Source organism: Flavobacterium sp. IMCC34518 (assembly GCF_027111095.2).
GTDB lineage: Bacteria > Bacteroidota > Bacteroidia > Flavobacteriales > Flavobacteriaceae > Flavobacterium > Flavobacterium praedii.
On the sequence record NZ_CP114284.2, the window covers coordinates 2,031,029 to 2,056,021 of the forward strand.

15 protein-coding genes are annotated in these 24,993 nt (G+C 36.7%); 2 read left to right on the plus strand and 13 right to left on the minus strand.

Going from position 1 to position 24,993, the window contains the following annotated elements:
- Positions 1 to 126: 126 nt before the first annotated feature.
- From OZP06_RS08700 to OZP06_RS08750, 11 genes are all read right to left on the minus strand, one after another.
- On the minus strand, positions 127 to 828 hold the full coding sequence (locus OZP06_RS08700; protein ID WP_269221514.1) for an L-ribulose-5-phosphate 4-epimerase: 702 nt from the start codon (positions 826 to 828) through the stop codon (positions 127 to 129).
- Positions 812 to 2,503 (minus strand): ribulokinase, encoded by a 1,692-nt coding sequence (locus OZP06_RS08705; RefSeq protein WP_269221515.1) that lies wholly within the window; start codon positions 2,501 to 2,503, stop codon positions 812 to 814. The genes OZP06_RS08700 and OZP06_RS08705 overlap by 17 nt, the downstream gene beginning before the upstream one ends.
- Before the next feature lie 165 nt (positions 2,504 to 2,668).
- Positions 2,669 to 4,654, minus strand: a complete 1,986-nt coding sequence (locus tag OZP06_RS08710; RefSeq protein ID WP_281324494.1) for an alpha-L-arabinofuranosidase C-terminal domain-containing protein — start codon at positions 4,652 to 4,654, stop codon at positions 2,669 to 2,671.
- Between the two features lie 148 nt (positions 4,655 to 4,802).
- Positions 4,803 to 6,767 (minus strand): glycoside hydrolase family 127 protein, encoded by a 1,965-nt coding sequence (locus OZP06_RS08715; protein WP_269221516.1) that lies wholly within the window; start codon positions 6,765 to 6,767, stop codon positions 4,803 to 4,805.
- A gap of 78 nt (positions 6,768 to 6,845) precedes the next feature.
- Complete coding sequence (locus OZP06_RS08720; RefSeq protein WP_269221517.1) at positions 6,846 to 7,823, minus strand: arabinan endo-1,5-alpha-L-arabinosidase; 978 nt, start codon at positions 7,821 to 7,823, stop codon at positions 6,846 to 6,848.
- Between the two features lie 163 nt (positions 7,824 to 7,986).
- Positions 7,987 to 8,958 (minus strand): glycoside hydrolase family 43 protein, encoded by a 972-nt coding sequence (locus OZP06_RS08725; RefSeq protein ID WP_269221518.1) that lies wholly within the window; start codon positions 8,956 to 8,958, stop codon positions 7,987 to 7,989.
- A gap of 86 nt (positions 8,959 to 9,044) precedes the next feature.
- A complete protein-coding gene (locus OZP06_RS08730) occupies positions 9,045 to 10,661 on the minus strand; it encodes an arabinan endo-1,5-alpha-L-arabinosidase (protein WP_269221519.1) in 1,617 nt (538 codons plus the stop codon).
- A gap of 13 nt (positions 10,662 to 10,674) precedes the next feature.
- A complete protein-coding gene (locus tag OZP06_RS08735; RefSeq protein ID WP_281324495.1) occupies positions 10,675 to 12,222 on the minus strand; it encodes an alpha-L-arabinofuranosidase C-terminal domain-containing protein in 1,548 nt (515 codons plus the stop codon).
- Positions 12,223 to 12,274: 52 nt separating this feature from the next.
- On the minus strand, positions 12,275 to 13,270 hold the full coding sequence (locus OZP06_RS08740; RefSeq protein WP_269221520.1) for an arabinan endo-1,5-alpha-L-arabinosidase: 996 nt from the start codon (positions 13,268 to 13,270) through the stop codon (positions 12,275 to 12,277).
- Between the two features lie 134 nt (positions 13,271 to 13,404).
- Positions 13,405 to 14,985 carry a RagB/SusD family nutrient uptake outer membrane protein gene (locus OZP06_RS08745; protein ID WP_281238229.1) on the minus strand — a complete coding sequence of 527 codons (1,581 nt, stop codon included), beginning with the start codon at positions 14,983 to 14,985 and terminating at the stop codon, positions 13,405 to 13,407.
- Positions 14,986 to 15,014: 29 nt separating this feature from the next.
- The gene (locus OZP06_RS08750; RefSeq protein WP_269221523.1) at positions 15,015 to 18,062 is read right to left on the minus strand and encodes a TonB-dependent receptor; all 3,048 of its coding nucleotides are present in this window, start codon (positions 18,060 to 18,062) and stop codon (positions 15,015 to 15,017) included.
- 624 nt (positions 18,063 to 18,686) lie between these two features.
- On the opposite strand from OZP06_RS08750, the gene OZP06_RS08755 reads away from it, so the two are divergent.
- On the plus strand, positions 18,687 to 19,376 hold the full coding sequence (locus tag OZP06_RS08755) for an NUDIX domain-containing protein (protein WP_281324496.1): 690 nt from the start codon (positions 18,687 to 18,689) through the stop codon (positions 19,374 to 19,376).
- A gap of 188 nt (positions 19,377 to 19,564) precedes the next feature.
- Here OZP06_RS08755 and fsa read toward each other — a convergent pair whose 3' ends face one another.
- Both fsa and OZP06_RS08765 read right to left on the minus strand, forming a co-directional pair.
- Positions 19,565 to 20,221, minus strand: coding sequence for a fructose-6-phosphate aldolase (fsa, locus tag OZP06_RS08760; protein WP_269221524.1), 657 nt, complete (start codon positions 20,219 to 20,221; stop codon positions 19,565 to 19,567).
- Positions 20,222 to 20,359: 138 nt separating this feature from the next.
- The gene (locus OZP06_RS08765) at positions 20,360 to 22,402 is read right to left on the minus strand and encodes a transketolase (protein ID WP_269221525.1); all 2,043 of its coding nucleotides are present in this window, start codon (positions 22,400 to 22,402) and stop codon (positions 20,360 to 20,362) included.
- 777 nt (positions 22,403 to 23,179) lie between these two features.
- Here OZP06_RS08765 and OZP06_RS08770 point away from each other — a divergent pair.
- Positions 23,180 to 24,865, plus strand: coding sequence for a sodium/sugar symporter (locus tag OZP06_RS08770; protein ID WP_269221526.1), 1,686 nt, complete (start codon positions 23,180 to 23,182; stop codon positions 24,863 to 24,865).
- The last annotated feature ends 128 nt before the right edge of the window (positions 24,866 to 24,993 follow it).

Consider the following 24,993-nt stretch of genomic DNA (forward strand, 5'->3'; position numbering starts at 1 on the left):
AAAAATGTCTTTGTTATTTCCATTATGAATGGATTTAAACATTAATCAATTTTGCTTGATTTGCTAAATTGAAACTCTTACTAAATATCGCAATCTGTTTTTTTTATATTAACCTTCCAATCCCTATTATTGTCCGTAATACGAATCCTTCCCGTGTTTGCGTTCGTAATGCTTTTTGATTAAAGAATCTTTCAATCTCGGAGCATTAGGATTTATTTGCAAAGTCAGATACGCCATTTCGGCTACAACTTCGAGTACCTTGCTGTTGTAAACGGCTTTGGCAGCTGTTGCCCCCCAAGTAAAAGGTCCGTGATTGCCTATCAATACCATTTCTACTTCTTCGTACGAAAGGTTTTTTTCTTTGAAACAATCCAAAATTTGGATACCCGTATTATGCTCGTAGTTTCCTTCGATTAAGCTGTCATTCATTGGGGCAGCACAGGGGATATCTGAGGTTAAGTGGTCGGCATGGGTGGTTCCAAAAATCGGAATGTCTCTTTGTGATTGTGCCCAAGCCACCGAATAAGTGGCATGAGTATGTGCTACACCGCCAATGTTTGGCCAATGTTTGTATAAATAAGCATGTGTTTTGGTATCCGAAGACGGTCGCATCGTTCCTTCAATGATGTTGTTATCAAAATCCAGAATAACAATATCTTCCGGTTTCAAATCTTCATAAGGAACACCACTTGGTTTGATAGCAAAAACGCCATTTTTGCGATCTACAGCACTTACGTTTCCAAAAGTGTAAACTACCAAATTCAATGCATTCAATTGCATATTGGCGTCGTAGCATTCTTGCTTTAAATCTTTATATATAGAGCTCATGTTGTTGTTTTTTGATGGATGGATCCGCGAAAGCGCTTAATTGATCGTAAGCCAAAAGCAATTTGTTGTAAGCAGCAACTTTGTCCAATTGCGGTAAATATTCGCTCTCAAAATCACTTCCCATTTTTTGAGCTGCTTCAATAACGGTAGGATAAATACCCGCTGCCACTGCTGCATAAATCGCTGCTCCAAGTGCTGGAGCCTGATCCGAAGCAGCCACTTTAATGGGTTTGTTCAACACATTGGCCAAAGTTTGCATGATAAAAGGTGATTTACGAGCCACACCACCAATACCAATCACGGTATCAATACGAACGCCTTCTTCCTCAAAACGATCTACGATTTTTTTAGATCCAAAACAAATGGCATTTACCAAAGATTTAAATATATGAGGCGCTTTGGTTCCCAATGATAAATTCGAAATAGCGCTTTTTAATTCCTGATTGGCATCTGGAGTTCGTCGCCCATTGATCCAATCCAATGCGATTGGCACACTTTCGGATAAAGGAATTTTTTCAGCTTCGACGGTTAATTGTTTGATTAAATTGTCGCTGATTTCTGCTTTCAATTGTTCTTTTTGTTCATCAGTCAAAAGGGTAGAAGTGGCTAGTAAATGGTCCGTTGGCCATAATAATAATTCTTTGTACCAAGCCAATACGTCTCCAAAAGCAGATTGTCCCGCTTCCAGACCAACAAAACCTGGTATTACAGAACCGTCTACTTGTCCGCAGATTCCACGAACTGTTTTTGTTCCGATAGATTCTTTAGTATCCACAATAATATCACACGTTGAGGTTCCCATAACGCGAACCAAAGTGTGTTCGTCTATTTTGGCTCCCACAGCACCTGAATGTGCATCGAAAGTTCCTACTGCGATTACTGTGTCAGTTGAAAGTCCCAATCTGGCAGCCCATTTTTGGTTTAAATGACCCGCAACCAAATCTGAAGTGTAGGTTTCGTCGTATAATCTTCCACGTAGCGATGCCAAATACGGATCTAATTTTTCTAAAAATGCTGTAGGAGGTAAGCCGTTCCAGTCTTCGTGCCACATTGCTTTGTGACCCGCGGCGCAACGACTTCTTTTGAATGTTTTTAAATCTTTATTATCAATTAGCAAATAGGTCATTAAGTCGCAGTGTTCCATCCAAGTGTGAGCGGCTTTTTTAACGGCTTCGTCTTGTCGGGCAACATGCAATATTTTCGCCCAAAACCATTCGGATGAATAAATGCCACCTACGTATTTGGTGAAATTTTCTCCTCCCCAGTTGGCAGCCAATTCATTGATTTCATTTGCTTCATTTATAGCAGTATGATCTTTCCATAAGACCATCATGGCATTTGGATTATGCTCAAAACCTTTGGTTAAGGCCAATGGAGTTCCATCTTCGGCAACCGGCACCGGAGAAGATCCTGTAGTGTCAATGCAGATGCTTCGAATAAGGGAAGGATCTACTTTGCTGTTTCCCACTACATATTTTATGGTCGTTTCCAATCCTTCGATATGATCCAAAGGATGTTGACGAAACTGATTTATTGAGGCATTACAATATTCTTTAGTCGCCCATCGCTTGTAGTCACAAACGCTCGATGCTAATTCCTGTCCATTTTCAGTGTCTATCAATACTGCACGAACAGAATCTGAGCCATAATCTAATCCTATTACATAATTTTTCATCACAAATCTTTTTTAATATGTACAAATATATAGATAATTATTTAATAAGTGTATAAAAAACACTTAATATATTTTGCATTGTAATGCTCTTCAAACCTCAGTAATACAGAGGTTTGTCGGATAACGAACAAAATAAATGTTTAAATAACATTTATTTTGATATTTTTATTTCATTTTCAACTTCAAAACAGTCACAGAATAGGCTGGAAGGCTCAATGATGCTTTTTGACTTTTCAAGATATATTCACTTTCTGTCGGACTTATTTTTTTAGGCGAAGCAAATGAATTTTCATCTTCCAGTTTTGGGCTTTTCAGCGTAATAACTGTCCCTTTCGATTGGAATTTGCTTCCTTGTAAATCAACTGTAATCTCTTGCGCTTTTGCAGAAGTGTTAACGAGTTTCACAATAACTTCTTTAGTAGTAGCATCTTTCACCGCCGATGCGAACAAATCGTTTTGACCAGTAACTGCTTTTCCATCTTTGGTTATCGATAGTAAATCGGTTCCTTTATTGTTGGCGAATAATTTTTGCACATAATAATTTGGTGTACCAAAGGACTCTAAATTATTAAACCAAATCATATCTGGTGTCCATTGCCAACCTTCTTCGTGAGCAAATAATGGCGCATAGGAGGTAAGATGAACTACTTCGGCGTTGCGTTCCATTCCGGTCATAAAGGCGGCTTCAGAGAAAGCACATTCCCAACTGTTTTTGTTGTCAGGACTAGCAATGGCAACGGTTTGTGCGGCATATTCTCCTGCGAAAATTTTCGGCCCTTTACGATCGTAATTATCGTAACGTGTTGCGTTTTCTCTAAACCATTTTGGCTCTTTATAATAATGCTCATCAATGATTTCGGCATTCAATTTTTTAAGTTCCGATTGTGCATACTCAAAATAATCTCCTTCCGGAAATGGCCCGCTTCCTGAAACAATAGTAATTTCTGGATGTTTTGCTTTGATTGCTTTTTCAAACACTTTATAGCGCTCGATATAATCTGTTCCCCATTGTTCGTTCCCAACTCCAATGAATTTCAAATTAAATGCTTTTGGGTGTCCCATATCCGAACGAACTTTCCCCCATGGAGTATTCACGCTTCCGTTGGCAAATTCAATTAAGTCAATCGCATCTTGCACGTAAGGATCTAATTGATCCATAGGGACCATCTCGCCTGTATTGAATTGACAAGCCATTCCACAACTTAAAATTGGTAATGGACTAGCTCCAATATCTTCTGATAATTGAAAATATTCAAAAAATCCTAGACCAAAAGACTGAAAATAATCAGGTGTTGGTTTGTGTGCAAACTCTGTATTCCAGCGGTTAACTAAGCTTTCTCTATTATCAACTTCACCAACTGTTTTTTTCCATTGGTAACGTTGCGCCAGAGTTCTTCCCTCAACAATACATCCACCCGGGAAACGCAAAAAGCCAGGTTTCATATCATATAGTAATTGTACTAAATCTTTGCGAAGGCCATTTTTTCTATTGTTCCAAGTGTCTTCAGGGAATAATGAAATCATATCCAAATCGATAGTTCCTGTCCCTTCAAAAGTAAAACGCAATTTTGCTTTTGCTTCTGTGGCTGTTGGAGTAAGCTGAGCGGTATATTCTTTCCAATCTGAAGTAGTAGGGACAATGCTTGTTTCTGCTAAAACTTTATTGTCTTTTCCAATAAATTGAATAATGATCTTCGAAATATTTCCTGCTTCTTTGGATGCTTTTAGAGTCAAATTGTATTTGGCTCCGTTTTTAATTCCCATTCCTCTGAAACCTTCATTGATGATTTCATAGCCTTTAGCATCTTTTACCGTAACTCGGCAATAATTATGGTTGTTCCCTTTTTTTGAAAATTGAACAGGAACAGCAATTCCAGATTCGGTATTAAAATTATGTTTGTCACTTTTTGGCTGATTCCATCCCAATAAAGGATCATCAAATTCAAAGGAACGGTTTTTTACCATTTCGGCATACAAACCGCCATCAGCAGCAAAGTTGATGTCTTCAAAAAAGATTCCATACATCGTTGGCTGAATTTTGGTAATGGTTTTAGAGGTATTTACTTCGAGAGTCGTTTGCTGTGCATTAGCATAAATACCATTTAGTAAAAGACCGCATAGGGTTATTTTGGTGATTAAATTTGGTTTCATATTTTTTTAAATTGTTTTTTCTAATTCTATATTGTTACTAGCGAAGGAATACCTAACAGGTTAAAAGAAACCTGTTAGGATAACGTTTCCTAACAGGTTTCTTTTAACCTGTTAGGAATATATAATTCTTAGATTCTTATTATCTCTTTCACTTTTTTAAATCAATCCAAACTTTCATTTTTCCAACGCCTCTGTTGGACCAGGAATAGTAAGGAATAGCTTTTAGCTGCGAGGTCTGTATTGTATTTACACCATCCAAAAGTTTGTTTTCTTTGGTAACTTTGAAAGTATCATTGGCATCGATGGTGATTTTATCGAAGTTGGCTGGATTGTCTATTTCTTCGATAGCATATACAATCGGACCATATTCTAATGCTACTTTTCCAATATTGCCTTCAACTTTGGCATTGGTCACGACTTCTTTTACTTCCATTGGGAAATTTAGTTTTATACTATCCCCATTTTTCCATTTTCGGGTGATGGTAACATATCCTTTGTCTTCTTTATAGTCTAAAGGTTTTCCGTTTATCGTGAGCGTAACTTTTGCGGAAGCGGGAGTTGCATAACTGTACAAATCACCCGGTAAAACTTGGTTTCTAGCCCAACCTGGAATCCTTAATTTGATGCTGAATTCACTTTCTTTTTTTGGAGAAACCGTTAATGTCACTTTACCATCCCAAGGATAATTGGTTTGTTGTGTGATTCCCAATTCGGTTTTGTCTAATGTAATTTTTGCGGTATTCGAAGCGTATAAATTCACATAAAGAACATTTTTGCTACTAGAATAAATCAATCCCGGAATTGAAGGAATAAAACGAATCAAATTGGTTGGACAACAAGAACAGTCAAACCAAGATTGGCGGGTGCAAGAGCCTCTATTGTTTTTGTAAACACCATCTGATTCGAGTGCATTGGGATAAAAAAATTGTTTTCCATCTAATGAAATTCCAGAGATTAAGCCGTTGTATAAAGAGCGTTCAATTACATCAAAATAATCGGAATTTCCAGTTAGGTTGTGTAATCTGTGGTTCCAATACACATCACCAATGGCAGCGCAAGTTTCGTTGTATGCAGTTAAGTTGGGTAATTCATAGTTTGCTCCAAAGGCTTCACCATCATGTACAGCACCAATGCCACCAGTGATGTACATTTTTTTGTTGACCATATTGGTCCATAAAGCATTCACTGCATTCAGGTAGTTTTGATCGTTGTATATTGCTGCAATATCGGTCATTCCAGAATACATATAAACGGCTCTTACGGCATGACCCACCGCTTCTTTTTGTTGAATAACGGGAATGTCATCCTGGGAATAAGCACCGTTTAGTTTATGGTTTTTTGGATTTCCTCTATTGTCCAGATAGTATTTGGCCAAATTCAAATAGGCTTTATTATTGGTAATTCGATACAGATTTACCAAACCCGTTTCTACAATTTGGTGACCTGGAACTCCGTGTACTTGGTTTGGATTATCTCCAAAAGTGCGAACCAACATATCGGCATTTTTGATGGCGATGTCCAAGAAGTTTCTTTTTCCAGTTGCTTCATAATGAACCACAGCCGCTTCTATCATGTGGCCTGAGTTGTACAATTCATGACTAATCTGTAGGGATTCCCAACGTTTTCCTTCGATAACGGGAACCCAAGGTGCAGGTGGTTTGGCAGGATTAATGGTTCTCCAAGTGGTCAAATAACCGTCTTTTTCCTGACCCACTTTGATAATACCGATAAGAGAATCCAATAATTTTTCCAGTTTTGGGTTGGGTTCACTTATCAAGGTATTCGATGCACCTTCGATTATTTTATAGACATCGGTATCGTCAAACGGCATTTGTCCTTTTACTTCTCCTTTCATCTTGCCACCTGCAATCAAGAAATTGTCGAGACGACCTTCTTCCTCACATTTATGAATGGCATATTCGATGGTTTTTTCCTGAACTCTTTTGATAATGGGCAACCAAAAAGCGTCTGTTAGTTTTACATTCTGAATATTAACAGGTGTGATGATATATCCAGAGTTTTTGGTCTCCTTATTTTGGGCAATTGTTTTACACGAAAAGGAAAATAAAACAATAAGAGAAAGTAAGTATTTTGTTGAATTATAAATTTTCATTATACCAATTTTTTTTCTAAGTGCAAGATAAATAAAATAAGTGTATATATTACATTTTTAAAATAATTTAAATTTTTTTTATAGCATTGGCCATAAATCAGCATCCCATTGCAATTGCTTTATTTGCAGAAGTGGCCTTCCATTTTGTTTAGTGTCATAAGCATGAAAGATGATATAATCTTTCCCATCAAAAGTATACGTGCTATTGTGTCCCGCTCCGTACCAGTTTTTGTCTCCTTGAATTAACAAAGTTCCGCCACCTTCGGTCAAAAGTTTTCCGTCTTTGTCAACGTATGGTCCCGTGATGGTTTTGGATCTTCCAACGACTACTTTATACGTGCTTTTTTCGCCTCGACAACATAAATCCCATGAAAGGAATAAGTAGTAATAATCGTTTTTCTTAAATACAAAAGGAGCTTCGAGTGCACCATCGCCTGGATCGGAATCAGGGAGTTCGAATGTTCTTTTGCGTTTGGCAATGGTTTGCCATTCCTGCGGTTGTGCGATTGTTTTTAAATCGGGATTCAGTTTCACCATTTTTAATCCTTCCCAAAAAGAACCGAAAGCCAGCCAAGGAGTCTTGTTTTCGTCGAAGGTCAAATTGGGATCAATGGCATTCCAAAGATCACGGTTGGGAATGGACTGAATAACAATTCCCTGATCGACCCATTTGTAAGCAGGGTCTTTTGGATCTAAAGTAATATTGGTAGTGACTCCAATCGCCGAAGTATTTTTTGCGAAAGCGGAAACCGAATAGTATAAATAATAGATGTTGTTGTGAAAAGAAATATCCGGTGCCCAAATGTGATTGTCAAAATTAGGAACAACTGCATCCACCCAAACCGGTTTTTCTTTGAATATTTGGGGTTCCGGATTCCAGTTTTTTAAATCTTTGGAACTAAATGCACTGATGCCTTTTCCCGTGCAGTACAAATAATAAGTATCTTTTTGCTTGATCATTACAGGATCATGAACGGTAATGTCTTGGGCAAATGATGAGGTGCCAATTAAAGCAACTAAGAAGAATAGGAGAGGTGTGTGTTTACATGATTTCATGGTATGGTTTTTTAAACATATAATTTCATTAGGTAATCTTTCTTTTCTCTCGCAAAGACGCGGAGGCGCAAAGAAATCAGTTCTAAACTTTGCGCCTTTGTGAGAAAAAAATTCAGTAAATCTTAGTGTGAAATTCTGCATTCATATTGTTGCAATCTGTAATCTACTCCGTTATCCCTTCCGTTGTCATAATCACTCTTTTCATTGTTCCATCTTTGTTGTAGTACAAACGATCCACACAAACCGATCTTCTAAAACTGCCTCCATTGGGTTGAGTCGCTCCATTGTGGTAAATGAAATACGATTTTCCTTTGAAATCAATAATCGCCTGGTGATTGGTATTGGAATTTCCTGCGAGTTCGTTCAGAATGCCTTTGTATTTCCAAGGTCCATTAATCGATTTACTCATCGCGTAGGTAATTTTCTCTGGAAACTGATACGCATACGATAAATAATACCAATTGTTGTGTTTGTGAATCCAAGGTGCTTCGGTGTAATTGGGTAAAGAAATGGTTTGGATTGGGCCATCAAGTTCGGTCATGTTGGCTTTTAATTTGGCATAATGGCAAACGCTATTGCCCCAGAAAAGATAAGCTTGACCGTCATTGTCAATGAATACAGTTGGGTCAATATCATCCCAATCAATTTTGGTTTGAGTAGTCATGTCATTGGTGACGAGTGCTTTTCCCAGCGCGTCCTTGAACGGTCCTGTTGGACTATCTGAAATTCCCACTCCAATTGCTTTTCCGTTTATAGAACCATGAGAAACGGTAACGTACCAATAGAATTTTCCGTTTCGTTCTATTACTTGTGACGCCCAAGCATCAGAAGTTGCCCAAGTGAAGTCGGTTACTTTCAGCGGAACTGGATGTTCTTGCCAATGCACCATATCGGTGGTGGAATACACCAGCCATTCGTTCATTTTATAAAAATTAAAATCATTGGGCGCTTCATCATGTCCAGCATAGAGATATACTTTATCGTTATAAACCAAAGCCGCGGGATCACCTGTGTATTTGTCTTTGATGATTGGGTTATTTTCTCTATTGGCGGAAGCCGAATTTTTATCCTGTGCCATTGTTTTGAAAGAAACAATAAAGCTTAGGACAAAAAGGATTTCAACTGTTTTTCTCATTTTATTATATTTTTTCGAAATGGAATAGTGTTAAAATTAAAAACCCTTTTTTAGATTTTAAAAAAGGGTTTTTATTGTATAAAAGATTAATTTATTTTTTTACCCCAAACTGGTAATCCTGCAGTTGTTAGTCCAGAATAGGTTACGGTTACTTTACGAGTGGCACTTTCCCAATCCCAGGCATCACTTACTTTGCATTTTATACCATTTACAGTTAGTGTCTTATTGGTGCTATCGTACGACCAAGTTCCTGTAACGCCTCCACTTACTTTTTTGTCGGCGGTTAAATAGATAGTTGCCGATTTTTGGATGACTTTGTACTGGTAATTCATGGTAATTTGTTCCCAAGTTCCAATAAATGACGATTCAGTAATAGTTGTAACTGGAACTCCAGCATAACGTTCGGGAGCAATTACTGGCCAACCATCTTCTGTCCATTGGATTTCGCGAACGTGTCCCATCATTATAGCATTGGAAACATTGATTCCTGCAACACCTTCGGGTAAACGTGCTTGTGAAGAAAAATACCATTGTTTTGTATCTGGGTTTTGGAAAACGGCGCAATGCGAAATTCCAACCCAGCCTGTATGATTATTGAAACCGTAAGGATGTGTCAGCATTGGCCAGCAATCGGCTCCAGCGGTAACATTGGCTCCATTGATACCAACATAAGGTCCCATAATATCTTTGGAGCGACAAACTCTAGTGTTGTAGGGAACATCCAAACCATCATAGGCTAAAAATAAATAGTAATAACCAGTAACATCGTTGTAAATAATCTCTGGACCTTCTGACGCTTGCCAACGACTGGTCGCATTACGTGTAGCAATGCGGGTTCCGTAATCGCTTAATGTTTTCAATTGATCTGGTTTTCCGGTAGTTGGATTCAGTTTTAAAGCGGCAATACCAGAATGCCAAGAACCGTAGATTAAATACTGATCTCCAGAAGGGGTTTCTATAAAACTCGGGTCAATGGCATTGAATTTGAAATAAGCGTCTTCCCAATTTCGGGTGCCTGTAAAGGAATACGGCTTTAGACCATCAGGTTCTGAACAAACCACCATTCCTTTGTCTGTCCAAACATTGGATGCTAAGTCATCGGTTTCGGCCAAACCAATAAAGGCTCTTTCTGACCAAGAGTTATCAAATGTAGTTCCAATTATAGGGTTGTCTACCACAATGCTGTAATACATACGGTATTTGTTGCCCACTTTTCGAACACATGGTGCCCAATATCCATAATTAGGATTTGTAATAGCAGGTAATGCAGGGTTCATTCTGGCTCTTTTGTTATTCAAGGAATCCTTTACCCAAGTTGGTGCTGCAGTCATAGTTGGGCCCATAAATTCCCAATTTACAAGGTCTTTGGAACGTCTGTAGAAAAAATGCCCGTGTCCATCCGTTGCATTTCCATAAGAAGCATCGGTTTGATACATATAATAGTAATCTCCACATTTGGCTACGGACGGGTCATGTACGTTGGCCAAATTCCATTGCGAATTACTGCCCCAAGACGAAATCGAGGAGTAATTATCAGCGTAAGTTGGTCCAGGAAAAGCAACTGGCGTAGGTGTTGGTGTAGGAGTAGGGGTTGGGTCCGGTGCAGGATCATCCCCTTTGGAACAACTACCCAACGATACAGCCACAATTAGTATAAGTACTAAACAGCTTGCTACTCTTATAATGGGATTTGATTTTTGCATAACGAATATTTTTTTATTTCCCTTCTAACATTATAACTGAAAAAGGAGGAACGTTAACCGTTAGTTTTCCTTTTTTGATTTCAAAACCTTTGAAAGCTACCGGCTGAATTTTTGTTGGATTGTCAAATGAATTAAAATCTTGTAGTTTTGAAGAACCAATAATTAGACCAGAAACCGATTTGATTCCAATTTCAGTAAGGTCAATCTCTACAGTGTTTTCTTTTTTGGAATCGATATTTACCAATGAAATATGAACCAAGCCTTTTTTGTCCTTAGAAGCCGAAGCCGATAAAGCTGGAAGAGTTTCGCCATTGAAAGTATATAGTGGTGATTTTATGGTAATAGGCAATTGTTGTGCATCTTGGTGTACGCTGTACAATTGCATTACATAATAAGTTGGTGTCAAAATCATTTTGGCTTTATCGGTTAGGATAACCGCTTGTAAAACATTAACACACTGTGCTAAATTGGCCATACGAACACGATCTGCATGATTGTTGAAAATATTAAGGGTTGATCCTGCCAAAACTGCATCTCTCATGGTGTTTTGTTGGTATAAAAATCCAGGATTGGTTCCTTTTTCCACTTCATACCAAGCTCCCCATTCGTCTACAATCATTGCCACTTTTTTCTCTGGATCATATTTATCCATAATGGCAGAGTGTTTGGTAACGAGTTCCTCCATTTTTAGCGCAGATTTCATGGTTTGGAAATATTCAAATTCGGTGTAATCTACACCGTCTCCTTTTTTTGCCCAATCGATTACAGCATAGTGGTGTACTCCAACTCCCCCTAACATATTTAGTGGAATGTCTTTCATTAAAGTTTCGGTCCAATTGTAATCGGAACTATTGGATCCTGACGCAATACGCGTTATACCGCCAGTATTTCCCCAATCAGACATGAAAGTGGCAAATTTTCTGTATTCTCCAACATAATAATCGGCGGTCATATTTCCTCCACAACCCCATGCTTCATTTCCAATTCCCCAGAATTTAACTTTCCAAGGTTCTGTTCTTCCATTCTTTTTACGCAAATCACTCATTGGGCTTTTGCCACCAAAGTTGGTGTATTGTACCCAGTCTGACAGTTCTTGTACAGTTCCGCTACCTACGTTTCCTGAAAGATAAGGTTCAGCGCCAAGTGTTTCGCACAAATTCAAGAAATCATGTGTTCCAAAGCTATTGTCTTCGGTAGTTCCTCCCCACCATTGGTTTACAATTGTTGGTCTGTTTTCTTTTGGGCCAATACCGTCTTTCCAGTGGTACGTATCGGCAAAACAACCACCTGGCCAACGCAAATTTGGAATTTTTAATTTTTTAAGAGCATCAATAATATCGTTACGAACACCTGCTGTGTTAGGTATTTTGGAAGTATCACCCACAAAAAATCCGCCATATATGCACCTTCCGAGATGTTCAGCAAAATGACCGTAAATGTTTTTGTTGATAGTGGGAGCGTTTGCAGTATTTTTTATGGTAAGTACTGTGGTTTCTTTTTGTGCAAAACTGATTTGGCTGCAAAAAGAGGAAATAAATAAAAATAATAGAACTTTTTTCATAATGTTTTAATTGATAAAGGGAGGGGTTTTTACCGGCCTTTAAATTTTATTTTTAGTATGCAATAGTTGGCCAGCCTCCTGACCATGTAAAATTAACGATTTCCAATTTAGGATTTCCGCTATCGGCACCGTCATAATAATGAACAGATCCTTTTTGTGTTCCAATAATTCTGGAAATATGTCCTGGACCTATATAATTTCCCGTTGTTTTTAATACGGTTGTGCCTCCACCACTTTTTAGTGAAACTCCATTTTTATCCACAAAGGGACCAAAAGGACTTGTAGAACGTCCTACTACAATATAGTAAGTGCTGTTTACCCCTTGGCAACATGCGCCACGATTGGCAAACATATAATAATAACTGCCTTCTTTAATCAAGCAAGGTGCTTCCCAACTAGCACTACTGCCACCGGCAATAATTGTTTTGCTCCCAGTTGTTTTACCAGTTGTGGGGTCAATTTTTATAACACCAATCCCCGCATGAAAAGAACCGTAGGCCATGTATACCTTGCTTCCGTCCACTAAAATGGATGGGTCAATAGCATTAACATCAGAGGATGAAGAGGATGAGATAACAACACCTCTATCGGTCCATTTTGTTCCTGCACTTTGCGAAATTGAAGGAGCAGTAACTAGACCTATTGCTGAGGTAGCTGATCCAAAAGTAGAACAGGAATAATACATATTCCATCGATTGTTAAACCAAGCTACATCAGGTGCCCAAAAGGTTTTGGTAAATCCAGGTACATAGCCTGTTATCCAACTTGGAGTGGAGCTAAAAACAGATGTTCCCCAAAACCAATTTATTAAATCTGTTGAATAAGTCATTGGAATATTATCTCCAGTTGTAAAAACATAATAATTCACGCCACTTTTTACAATGGTGCTTGGGTCATGAGAAGGAACATTACCCGAAACTGTTTTTGCTGTTAAATGTAAAGTTTGAGCGGTTTGTGTTGTAGCAACCGTTTCGTTGCCGATATCCTCTTTTTGACAACTTACAAGCCACAAACCAAACAGTGCAATAGTGGTTACTTTTTTAATCATAATTTTAAAAATTAAGTGTTGTATTTAAAAAAAAACTCAATGCTTTTACGATTTTATTTTAAGATATAAAATCACGTGACATCCTTTTCTAGGGTTGCCACATGATTTTAATAACTAAACTAACTCAAACAATATTAATAACTTGGATTTTGTGTCATACCAGGGTTATTGTCCATGTCTAATTGTGGTATTGGGAAATATTCTCTTCCAGGAGAAAACGAATTAAATTCTGCATCTCTTGCTTTTAACCATGCTAGTTTGGTAGGGTTTTCCAACCATCCCCAACGACGAATATCATCAAAGCGGTGACCTTCAAGAGCGAATTCCAAGAATCTTTCGTGTCCTATTTGGTCTCTCATGGCTGCTTGGCTAAGTCCTGGTTTTGCAGTGCTTAAGTTTGGCAAACCTACACGGTCTCTAACCATTTGGATGTATGTATATGCTCCCTGAGTATCACCAGTTTCATTCAAGCATTCTGCATACATTAGCAAGATGTCAGCATAACGTAATAAGCGCTCGTTAATTCCTGAACGCCAGTCATATTCATTAGGATAAGCACCATCTGAATTTTCGTATTTAGCGCAGAATATATCATTCAAATCTAAAGGACTATTAGCATATTTGGTTGCAAAATCTACACCATACAATTGCATTCCTCCAGGTTTGTTATAGAACATAGTTGCATCCAAACGAGGATCTATTGCACCTGTAGTTGTTTTTTCATCATGGAATTCATTGAATAATGCCCAAGTAGGCTGCACGTCAACAAAGCCAAAATCTCTTGCTCCATAGGTAATTGCTCTTGCAGTAGTTTTTCTCCAATTAGCATTTGGTACTCCACCCCAGCTCTCAGTAGTTCCACCAGCATCTCTACTAAATTGAACCTCGAATAAAGATTCTGAATTATTCTCGTTGCTATCAGTAAAGTTATCACGATAGTTTGCTGTTAATGAGTAAACGCCTAAATCAATTACTTGTTTGAATGTTGTTTTAGCATTTGCAAAATCCTTGGTAAATAAATATGCTTTCGCCAAATATCCTAGAGCAGCTCCTTTGGTGGCGCGCCCCTTTATGGTATTTCCTTGAGAATCTTTTGTATCGATGCCAGATATTCCAGCGTAAGTTGTAGGTAATAAATCAGAGGCAGCCTTAAAATCAGCAATTACTTGAGCCCAACCTTCTTCGTGTGATTTTTGAGGATTATAAAGCGCAATTTCTGTAGGAATTGGCACATTTTTAAATAGGTTTACTGCATGAAAAAGATATAGACCTCTTAAAAAATAGGCTTGACCAAGAATTCTGTTTTTTAGCGCAGCATCCGCCATATCAATTTTTGGAACATTCGTCAATACTTGGTTGGCTCTATAGATACCTTGATAATACATTTCATATGCCCAGCCATAGATGGCAGGATCTGAAACATTTGAGTTGAAACGGCCTACATTGGACATTGCACCCCAAGGACTGTTACTTCTTGAATCGTCACTTTTTGTGTCCAACATTAAAGGAGTACTTCTCATATAAGTTCCGTCTGCTATTAAACATCCATAAACGGCATTAACACCTTCAAGAGCATCTTTTTCTGTTTTCCAAAACGATCCTGAGGAATCAACATTTGGATCAGTTTGTAGTAAATCATCATCGTTTACACAACTTGCAGTTACAGCAGCAATGCAAATGAATCCAGCTAGATATTTATATATTTTATATTTCATTTTGATTCGTTTTTAATTGTTGGCTAATTTTAAAAAGTTACTTCAAGTCCTAGAGAAAGAGTTCTTGGATTAGGAAAAGAACCTGCGTCATATCCTCTAGAGAATAATCCGTCGTTACTGTTAAAATCTGGATCGTATCCTTTGTATTTAGAAAGGGTTAATAAGTTTTGGCCATTGATATAAACTTTAGCTTTTTGTATACAAAAGTCTGTTGGAACAGGAATTTGATATCCAATCTCCATAGTTTGTAATTTCAAGTAGTCTCCTTTTTCAATAAAACGATTAGAATCTCTAGCATTTGCATTTGGGTCTCCAATGATAGGACGAGGAACATTAGTATTTGTATTTGTTGTTGACCAATAATTAAGTTCATCTGTATGGTGATTACCATAGTCTCCCCTCATTAAATCGCGATACATTGCATTGAATACCATATTTCCACCAGCTCCTTGCCAGAACATTGAGAAATCAAAGTTTTTATATGATGCGCCCAAGTTTATACCATAACTGTATTTTGGGATTGTTGTCCCTTGATAGGTTCTATCTGCGTCAGTAATTTGTCCGTCACCATTTTGGTCTTTGAAACGAATGTCTCCAATACCAGCATTTGTTTGAATAGGGCCTGCAGCTATTTCATTAGCATTTTGGAAAATTCCATCCGTTTCATATGCGAAAATTTCACCGATTGATCTTCCTACTTCTGTTTTTGAAGCCGCTCCATAAATTGGGTTTCCTTTAATTCCAATTTGTAACACCTCATTTTTCAGCGTTCCTAAGTTGGCTGAAATATTGTATTTAAACTCATGGTCATTGTTTGCATAAGAAGCTGTAAACTCTAAGCCGCTATTTTTAACAGCTCCTGCGTTTGTTACTACATTTGCTGGAAAAGCTCCTGCTGAGTATGGCAATGGTACGCCAATTAATAAATCTGTAGATTCTTTAATGAAATATTCAGCAGAAAACTGCACACTGTTATTAAGAAATCCTAACTCCAAGGCAACGTTCGTGCTTTTTGTTTCCTCCCAGTGTACATCAGGGTCAATTGCGCTTACCACTGTTGTACCAGGAGCAAATTCGTTATTAAAATCATAACCCGCAAAACGATTTACAGTTGGTGCATAAGCGTATACACCAATAGTGTTGTTTCCTAAAATACCATAACCTCCTCTGACTTTGATATTGCTTACCCATTCTGGTAAGTGTAAGAATTCCTCACTGCTAATTTTCCAAGCACCAGAGAACGAATAGAAGTTTCCTGTATTGTTTTCTGGGCTGAAAAGTGACGTTTTATCTTGTCTGAAATTCCCTTGAACGAAATAGCGGTCATCATACGAATAATTAATTCTACTCAAGTAGGAGACTCCTGTAATTGTGTTTTCATATTCACCACTAGTGGTTTCATCAGCATACTCAAGATGGCTTATTTCCCCTGGAATATAACCTACTCCTCTTGAATAGTGGTTGTAGTTATCAGATCTTTCTTGAACCCATCCTACTAATGCATCAAATTTGTGTTTGCCAATTGTTGTTTCATAAGTTAATAAATTATTTAAGAATGTTCTTGATTGACTGCCTGTAGCTATGTCAAGTGAAGCTTCTGAATTTTCGGTAACGTAGTACCATCCTAATTCAAATGGTGGAATGAATTTTCTATCTTTCCAATCCAGTCTGTCAAAACTGGCATCAATTTTATACTTTAAGCCTTTTACAATTTCGAGTTCACCCCAAATATCACCAATGAAACGATTTCTCTTTCCACTGTTATCTATTAAGTTGTTGAATCCTATAACATTCATAGATATAGCTCTTTGTGTAAAACTATCCGTTCCACCATATCCACCCAAATTGTTCTCATCATATACAGACATTGTTGGAATTGCAGTTAATAAACTTTGTATTGCCGATTCGCCTACATAACTGTTAAAGCTTTCTTTATCTGATTGAGTGTATCCAATTTTTGATCCGTATTTAAATTTTCCTTTTTTACCTGACAGATTCAAGTTAGTTGAAATTCTTTCATAATCTTGAGGAGAATTTACATAGCTGGTATTTTTGAAATAATCTATGTTCATGTTGTATGTCATAGTTTCGGCGCCACCGCTAAAAGTTAATGCTTGATTGTTGATTACTCCAGTCTGGAATGCTTCTTTTTGCCAATCAGTATTTACATTATTAATAAAGTAAGGACTTGTTGAGTCATTTCCAGGGGCAGTTGGAATTTTTCCAGCATTTGTTTCTGCAGCATTTGTGATGTTTTGATAACCTTCTCTGTCTGTTAAATCCCATTTAGTTGGTACTGTCTGAAGTCCAAGTAAAGATTTGTATTTCACTTCAAATTTTCCTTGTTTACCTTTTTTGGTAGTGATAATTATTACTCCATTGGCTCCACGAACACCATAAATTGCAGCCGAAGAGGCGTCTTTTAATACTTGCATCGATTCGATATCACCCGGGGCAAAATCGTTTGGACTATCAACAATCATTCCGTCAATTACAAAAAGAGGGTTGTTGTTGGTAAAAGAAGAAATCCCTCTAATTTTTACGTTAACATAACCTCCTGGCTCTCCTGACGATTGTACGGTTACTCCCGCCACTTGTCCTTGCAGCATTTTGGCGGGATCATAGGTCGTAATGGTTTTGGCTTCTTTCATGTTTACCACACTTACAGATCCTGTTAAATCAGCTTTCTTTTGTGTCCCGTAACCTACTACAACTACTTCATTTAGTTTGTTAAGGTCTTCTCTTAAAGCAAAATTAATTTGTGTGCGGTTGGCAATAGTTACTTCTTGATTTTTATAACCTATGTATGAAAATACAAGTACATCTGTTGGTTTTGCTTGAATTGAATATTCTCCGTCAAACCCTGTAGATGTTGCTGTTGTGCTTCCTTGTACTAATACATTTACACCAGGAAGAGGCATGCCGTCTTTTTCGGAGGTAACTTTTCCTTTTATAACATTGGCTTGTTGTGCCGATGCATTATACGTAGTGAAGAGCATCACTGCTAATGCTAGTAGCCATTCTTTTTTAGGCAATAAAAAATTGCAATAAAAAAATAATCGTTGGTTTGTTGTCATATTGATTGCATTTTGGTTAATTATAAGTGTAGATTTTACATTTGTAAATTTAAATAAAAAAAAAGCACAAAAACAAATTAATCTGATAAAAAAAAGGTGAAAAAAAAACAGATATGCTAAAATATAGTATGAAACGTATGTTTTTGTGTAATATTGATTGTTAAAAAACGTTTTCGTAACAATCAAGTATTTGAAAATGAGATATATAGTTAAATACTAAATTGAAAATAGATTTTATTTTATTTTATTAAATTATTTTCTAAATATTTATTTTTATATAAAAAATATAAGAATATAGTATCAAAAAACAGTAAAAAGAGTTGCTGTTTTTTCGTTTTTTGGTTAACAAATACTTAAAAAAACGCTATTAAATGTAAAATTAACACTTAATTATATTGTTTGTATTCTAAAATGGGTTGAGGTTTGAGCTTTTTTTACCGTTTAGTGTTACTTATTTTTTATAAGCAATAGTTGTAAAGTATAAAAAAATATATACATAAAATAGATAATCAGATACTTAATGCTTTTTATAAGGGTATATTTTTTATTAGTGTAAAAACCACATTAAATAAATTTGGTAGTTTTAAGGAAGTTCTTATATTTACCGTAAAATATAAATAGAAAATGCTAAATAGTTATAGTACAGCAGACAAAGTTCTTCTAGCAGTTGATTGTATCATTTTCGGCTTTGATGAAGAAGGATTAAAAATTCTCTTGATTAAAAGGGATTTTGAACCAGAAAAAGGGAAATGGTCTTTAATGGGTGGATTTCTCAAAAAAGAGGAGGTCCTAGATACGGCAGCCATACGAGTATTAAATACGTATACCGGATTACAGGATATCTATATGGAGCAACTCTATACCTATAGTGAAATTGATCGTGACCCTGTGGAACGTACGATATCTGTAGCCTATTATGCCCTGATTAATATCGAAAATCACAATGCTGAATTGATTCAGAATTACCATGCCAAATGGTTTAGTGTTTCGGAAGTGCCAAAACTGATTTTTGACCACGACAATATGTTGGCTCATGCCATTAGGAGATTGCGTTATAGAACCTCAATGAGACCAGTTGGATTTGAACTTTTGCCTGAAAAATTCAAAATGAGTCAGCTACTGAAGTTGTACGAATCTATATTGGATAAAGAAATCGATAAAAGAAATTTTATTAGCAAAATAAATTCGTTGGATATTTTGATAAAATTAGACGAGAAAGACATGACCTCTTCTAGGAAAGGATCTTATCTCTATACTTTTGACAAAGAAAAATACGACGCCAAACTCTTGAATCATTTTGCTTTGAATTTTTAAAAAAAGTAAAGTAGATTTGGTTTCGAAACATACGAAAAAAGGAAGCTTCTGTTGTAGAAGCTTCCTTTTTTTTGTAATTGCAGTTAAATTTTTTCCTGAAAGGTTTCCTAAACCTTCTAGGTATGTGTATTTATTGAAATACCTACAAGGTTTTAAAAATAACCTTGCAGGATTAAGACCTATTATTTCTAGCTATTCCCTTTTTGGTAATCAGCAAGGAATGTTGCCAAACCACTATCGGTAAGTGGATGTTTCAGCAAACCTTCGATTGCGCTTAATGGTCCCGTAATAACATCGGCACCAATTTTGGCACAATTTATAATGTGCATGACGTGACGAACTGAAGCTGCCAGAATTTGGGTTTCATAACCGTAATTGTCATAAATCAATTTGATGTCCTCAATAAGTGAAAGTCCATCTGTCGAAATATCATCCAGTCTTCCTATGAAAGGCGATACATAAGTGGCACCAGCTTTGGCAGCAAGCAATGCTTGACCTACTGAAAAAACTAAGGTACAGTTGGTTCTGATTCCTTTATTCGAAAAATATTTAATAGCCTTGATGCCGTCTTTGATCATCGGGATTTTAACCACAATCTGGGGATGCAGTGCTGCCAATTTTTCTCCTTCGGCTATCATTCCTGCAAAATCAGTGGAGATAACTTCGGCACTAACATCACCATCCACTAATTCACATATTTTTACGTAATGCGCGATGATATTGTCTGCTCCAGTGATTCCTTCTTTCGCCATAAGCGAAGGATTTGTGGTAACTCCGTCTAATATTCCAAGATCATTGGCTTCTTTGATGTCTTTTAAATTTGCTGTATCGATAAAAAATTTCATATGTGTATTTTTTTACAGAATCTAAGTTTCTGAGTTACTGAGATTCTGAGTTTATATTTTTTTTAGTTTCTAAGTTTCTGAGATTTTGATTTTGTGTTTTTTTTGACTCAGCAACTTAGGGGCTTAGCATCTTAGTCTCTATTTTTTACTTTCCTCAATATATTGTAGTATTTCCGTACAAACGTGTTGGCTTGTAAATCCAAATTTTTCATCCAAAACACTCGCTGGCGCCGAATAGCCAAAATGATCTAAGCCAACTATTTTTCCGCTATCACCAATTAATCCTTCAAGATTTACTGGAAGTCCAGCGGTAAGTCCAAAAACGAGTTTTCCTTTTGGAATTATACTTTCTTGGTAGGATTTGGATTGTGATTTAAACAAACCTTCAGAAATAATGGAGGCGATATTGATTTTTAGATTATGCTCTTTTTCTAAAATCACAGCGGCATCAATAAGTGTTGACACTTCCGATCCGTTTGCGATTAAAGTGATGTCTGAATTTTGTGCTTTTTTGACCAAATAACCACCTTTTTTAGCTTCTGTTGCTTCTTCATATCTTGAAGTATAACTAGCCGGAATGTCCTTAATGTTTTGTCTCGAAAGAATTAAAGCCGTTGGTGTTTTGGTGTTTTTTAAAGCCATATCCCAAGCCACTGAAGTTTCGATGGCATCGGCAGGGCGCAATGCTACCAAACTTTGATGTCCCGAATGATTTTTGACTTTTTCTAACAAACGCATTTGTGCTTCTTGCTCGATAGGTTGATGGGTGGGCCCGTCTTCACCTACTCGGAATGAGTCGTGCGTTAGGACATATTTTACAGGAAGTTCTTGAATTGCGGCCAAACGTATCGCGGGTTTCATATAATCCGAGAACACAAAAAAGGTCGCTACAACTGGGATTACTCCACCATGCAGCGCAATACCATTGGCTATGGAAGTCATGGTCAATTCAGCAACTCCAGCTTGTAAAAAGGCACCGTTGAAATTATTTTTTTGCAACACAGATGATTTTTTCAAGAATCCATCCGTTTTATCACTGTTCGATAAATCTGCCGATGAAACGATGATGTTTTCTACATTTTCTGCCAAATAAGCCAGCACCGCTGATGATGCGTCTCTAGTTGCAGCATTGGCTTTCTGAACAACATTACTCAAATCCAATTTAGGTAATTCACCAGATAAAAACTGTTGCATTTTATTGGCTAGCAAAGGATTTTCATTCTCCCATTGCGCAATTTGCTGTTTTTTCAAAGTAGCTTTTTCAACTTTTTTGGCTAATACTTGATTGTAATGTACGGCTACTTCTTTATATATCGCAAAAGGATCGGCTGGATTAGCGTTGAGGTTTAGTAGGGTTTTTGTGTAATCGGCTTTGGTGTCTCCAATGGGTTTTCCATGCAATTCACATTCTCCTTCATACATGTTGCCTTCTGCGGTAACACAACCTTTACCCATTATTGTTTTGCCAATAATTAAGGTAGGTTTTTCGGTTTCTTGATGTGCAGTATCCAAAGCTTTTCTAATTTCCAGATGATTGTGTGCGTCAATTGTCATTACGTTCCAGCCCCAAGCTCGGTATTTCATAGCGGTATCTTCGGAAGTCACTTCATCGGTCATAGACGAAAGTTGCACATCATTCGAATCATAGAACATTATAAAATTGTTTAGTCCCAAATGTCCCGCAATTCTTCCTGCTCCTTGCGAAATTTCTTCTTGTACACCTCCATCAGTTATAAAACCATAAATTTTGTGGTCGAAAAGGCCTTCAAATCTGGCTCCAAGAAATTTTGCCGCTATAGCTGCACCCACGCCCATCGTATGACCTTGCCCCAATGGACCTGATGTATTCTCAATTCCTCTAAGCACATCAACTTCGGGATGGCCAGGTGTAACGGATCCCCATTGTCTAAATTGTTGCAGATCTTCTTTTTTATAGTTTCCCAACAAATAATATTGTGCATACATCAAGGCCGATAAATGACCTGCATCCATAAAGAAACGGTCTCTGAAAGGCCAATCCATTTGGGTCGGATCAAAATTTAAATATTCCGTGTATAAAATATGCATAAAATCGGCACCACCCATGGCACCACCTGGGTGTCCTGAATTTGCTTTTTCTACCATAGAAATAGCCAGCGCTCTTATGTTGTCTGCGGCTAATTGGTCCATTTTGTGATTCATAATTTATTGTATTTGGTTGTAATAGTGGTATGTTGCTTCTGTTTTAAATATTGGATATACCAATTTTACTTTTTTTAAGGGTACAGAAACATTTGTAGATTTAAAACAAGTGGATGTTTATCACTTGTGAATTTTAAATCAAATAAAAGGACTTACTATTTTTTTTAGTGTTGATGAACTCTAAAATAACCGACTATTTTTGAGAGGATAAAGAAGAAAAAAAATAATAAGTGTAAAAAATACATTTGCAAATATACTTAAATTTGTTTTACAAAAACAAAAAAATAGTTTATGATTTTTAAACCGTTTGAAATTGTTTTTTTTTAGATTTTATGAATTTATTTTTTAATCGAATACTACTCATTTTTTAACTCGTTAGTTTTCTCTTTAAGTTTAGAAATCGAATGATTTAGAAGCAGGGAGATTACATTCTTATACGATTAGGATTCTTTTTGCTTCAAAATAAAATTAATCCTATGTTTTTAAACAACGTAAATACTTACATATTTTTGACTTTTATTTGTAAATAAAAAATAAATGTAAAAAATACATTTGTAATTGTTAGAAATAAATAATTTTATTTTACATTTGGCTTCATTAATTCAAAAATAGAATTGAATTAAAGCATTTTTTTCAAATTAAGACTGCTTAAAACAATGTATTCTTAGGTTTTACCAAAATTCAGAAACATTTTGACAGTAGTGTAACAATTCATTTTACAAAAGAAATAATTTGCGAATGCTCCTTTATTACTATTAATTTAAAAACTATTTACTCATGAGCCAGAACCTCGCTTTTGCAGATTACGCAGTATTTATTATTTATTTCATAGCCGTATCCGCTTATGGATATACCATTTATCGAAAGCGTGAAAAAAACGAACACGATGCCAAAGCCTATTTTCTTGCCGAGGGAACATTGACATGGTGGGCAATTGGTGCTTCGTTAATCGCTTCAAACATTTCGGCGGAACAATTTATCGGAATGAGTGGTGAAGGATTCTTTTTGGGAATCGCAGTTGCTTCTTATGAGTGGATTGCTGCCATTGCATTGATTATTGTTGCCGTTTGGTTTATTCCTGTTTATTTAAAAAACAAGATTTATACAATGCCTCAATTTTTAAAAACAAGATATAACGAATCAACGGCTTTGATTATGGCTGTTTTTTGGTTGTTTTTGTATGTTTTTGTAAATCTTACTTCCATTTTATATCTAGGAGCTGTTGCCATCAATGGATTGGCAGGCGGTGAATATCTGCATGCTATTATGATTGGTTTGGCTCTTTTTGCTTTGCTGATCTCTTTGGGAGGAATGAAAGTGGTAGCTTATACCGATGTTATTCAAGTTGCTGTTTTAATCATTGGTGGATTGGTGACTTCCTACATTGCCTTGACTACTGTGGGTCAATATTTTGGTTTTGGCCAAGATGCAATTGCAGGTTTTAAAGTATTGATGGAGAAAGCTCCGGAACATTTCAAAATGATTATTCCAAGACCGACAGCTACTTCTTCTCAATTGGAAATCAATAAGTATCTTACTTTTCCGGGGATGATGTCTTATTTGGCGGGTATTTGGATTATTAACCTGAACTATTGGGGTTGTAACCAATACATCACCCAAAGAGCGTTGGGTGCTGATTTGCAAACTGCCCGAACTGGTATTTTGTTTGCAGGAATGTTAAAATTAGTGATGCCTCTTATTGTGATGTTGCCAGGTATTGCAGCCTTTGTTTTATATGAAAGTGGTCATTTGCCGCAATTGGTTGGAGGAAAAGACGGTGCTTATTCGGCTATGCTTACTTTCTTGCCAACAGGTTTGAAAGGATTGTCAGTGGCGGCTTTGACTGCGGCTATTGTTGCTTCATTGGCTGGAAAAGTTAATAGTATTTCTACCATTTATACGCTGGACGTACACAAAAAGTACATTCAAAAAGGGGCTTCAGATAAAACTCAGGTAAATATCGGAAGATATGCGGTTTTTGCTGCAATGCTTCTTGCTGTTATGTTTACTTGGAATGACTTGTTAGGAATTGGTGGAGTAGGAGGTTTTACTTATATTCAAAAATATACTGGTTTTATTAGCCCTGGTGTATTTGCGATGTTCTTTCTTGGTATGTTTTGGAAAAGAACAACTGGAACTGCCGCCATTGTAGGTGTAGTTTCTGGGTTTTTATTGTCTGTTTTCTTCAATGAATTTGCACCTGCATTATTAGGAAACGAAACGTTGTTGTATACGGCTTGGCCTAATGGAAAAGGTGGATTCGAAATTCCATTTCATATCTGTATGGGATTGTCATTTTTGTTCACAATGCTTATCATGATCGGTATCAGTTTTGCTGGACCAAAAGTGAATCCAAAAGCTTTCGAATTGGATACTGAAATGTTTAAAGTAAAACCTCAAACTACTGTTTTAATTGTAATAACCTTATTGATTATTTGTGCTTTGTACGTGAAGTTCTGGTAAAAAAAAGTTGGTTTATTTTGTTTAAACCAGATTCTGCATTAGAATTCATTTCGAAACTGAATTATTCAATAAAAACAAGGGCTTACGAACTATTTTTGAAGATGGAAACAGGTTCATCGAATACCTAT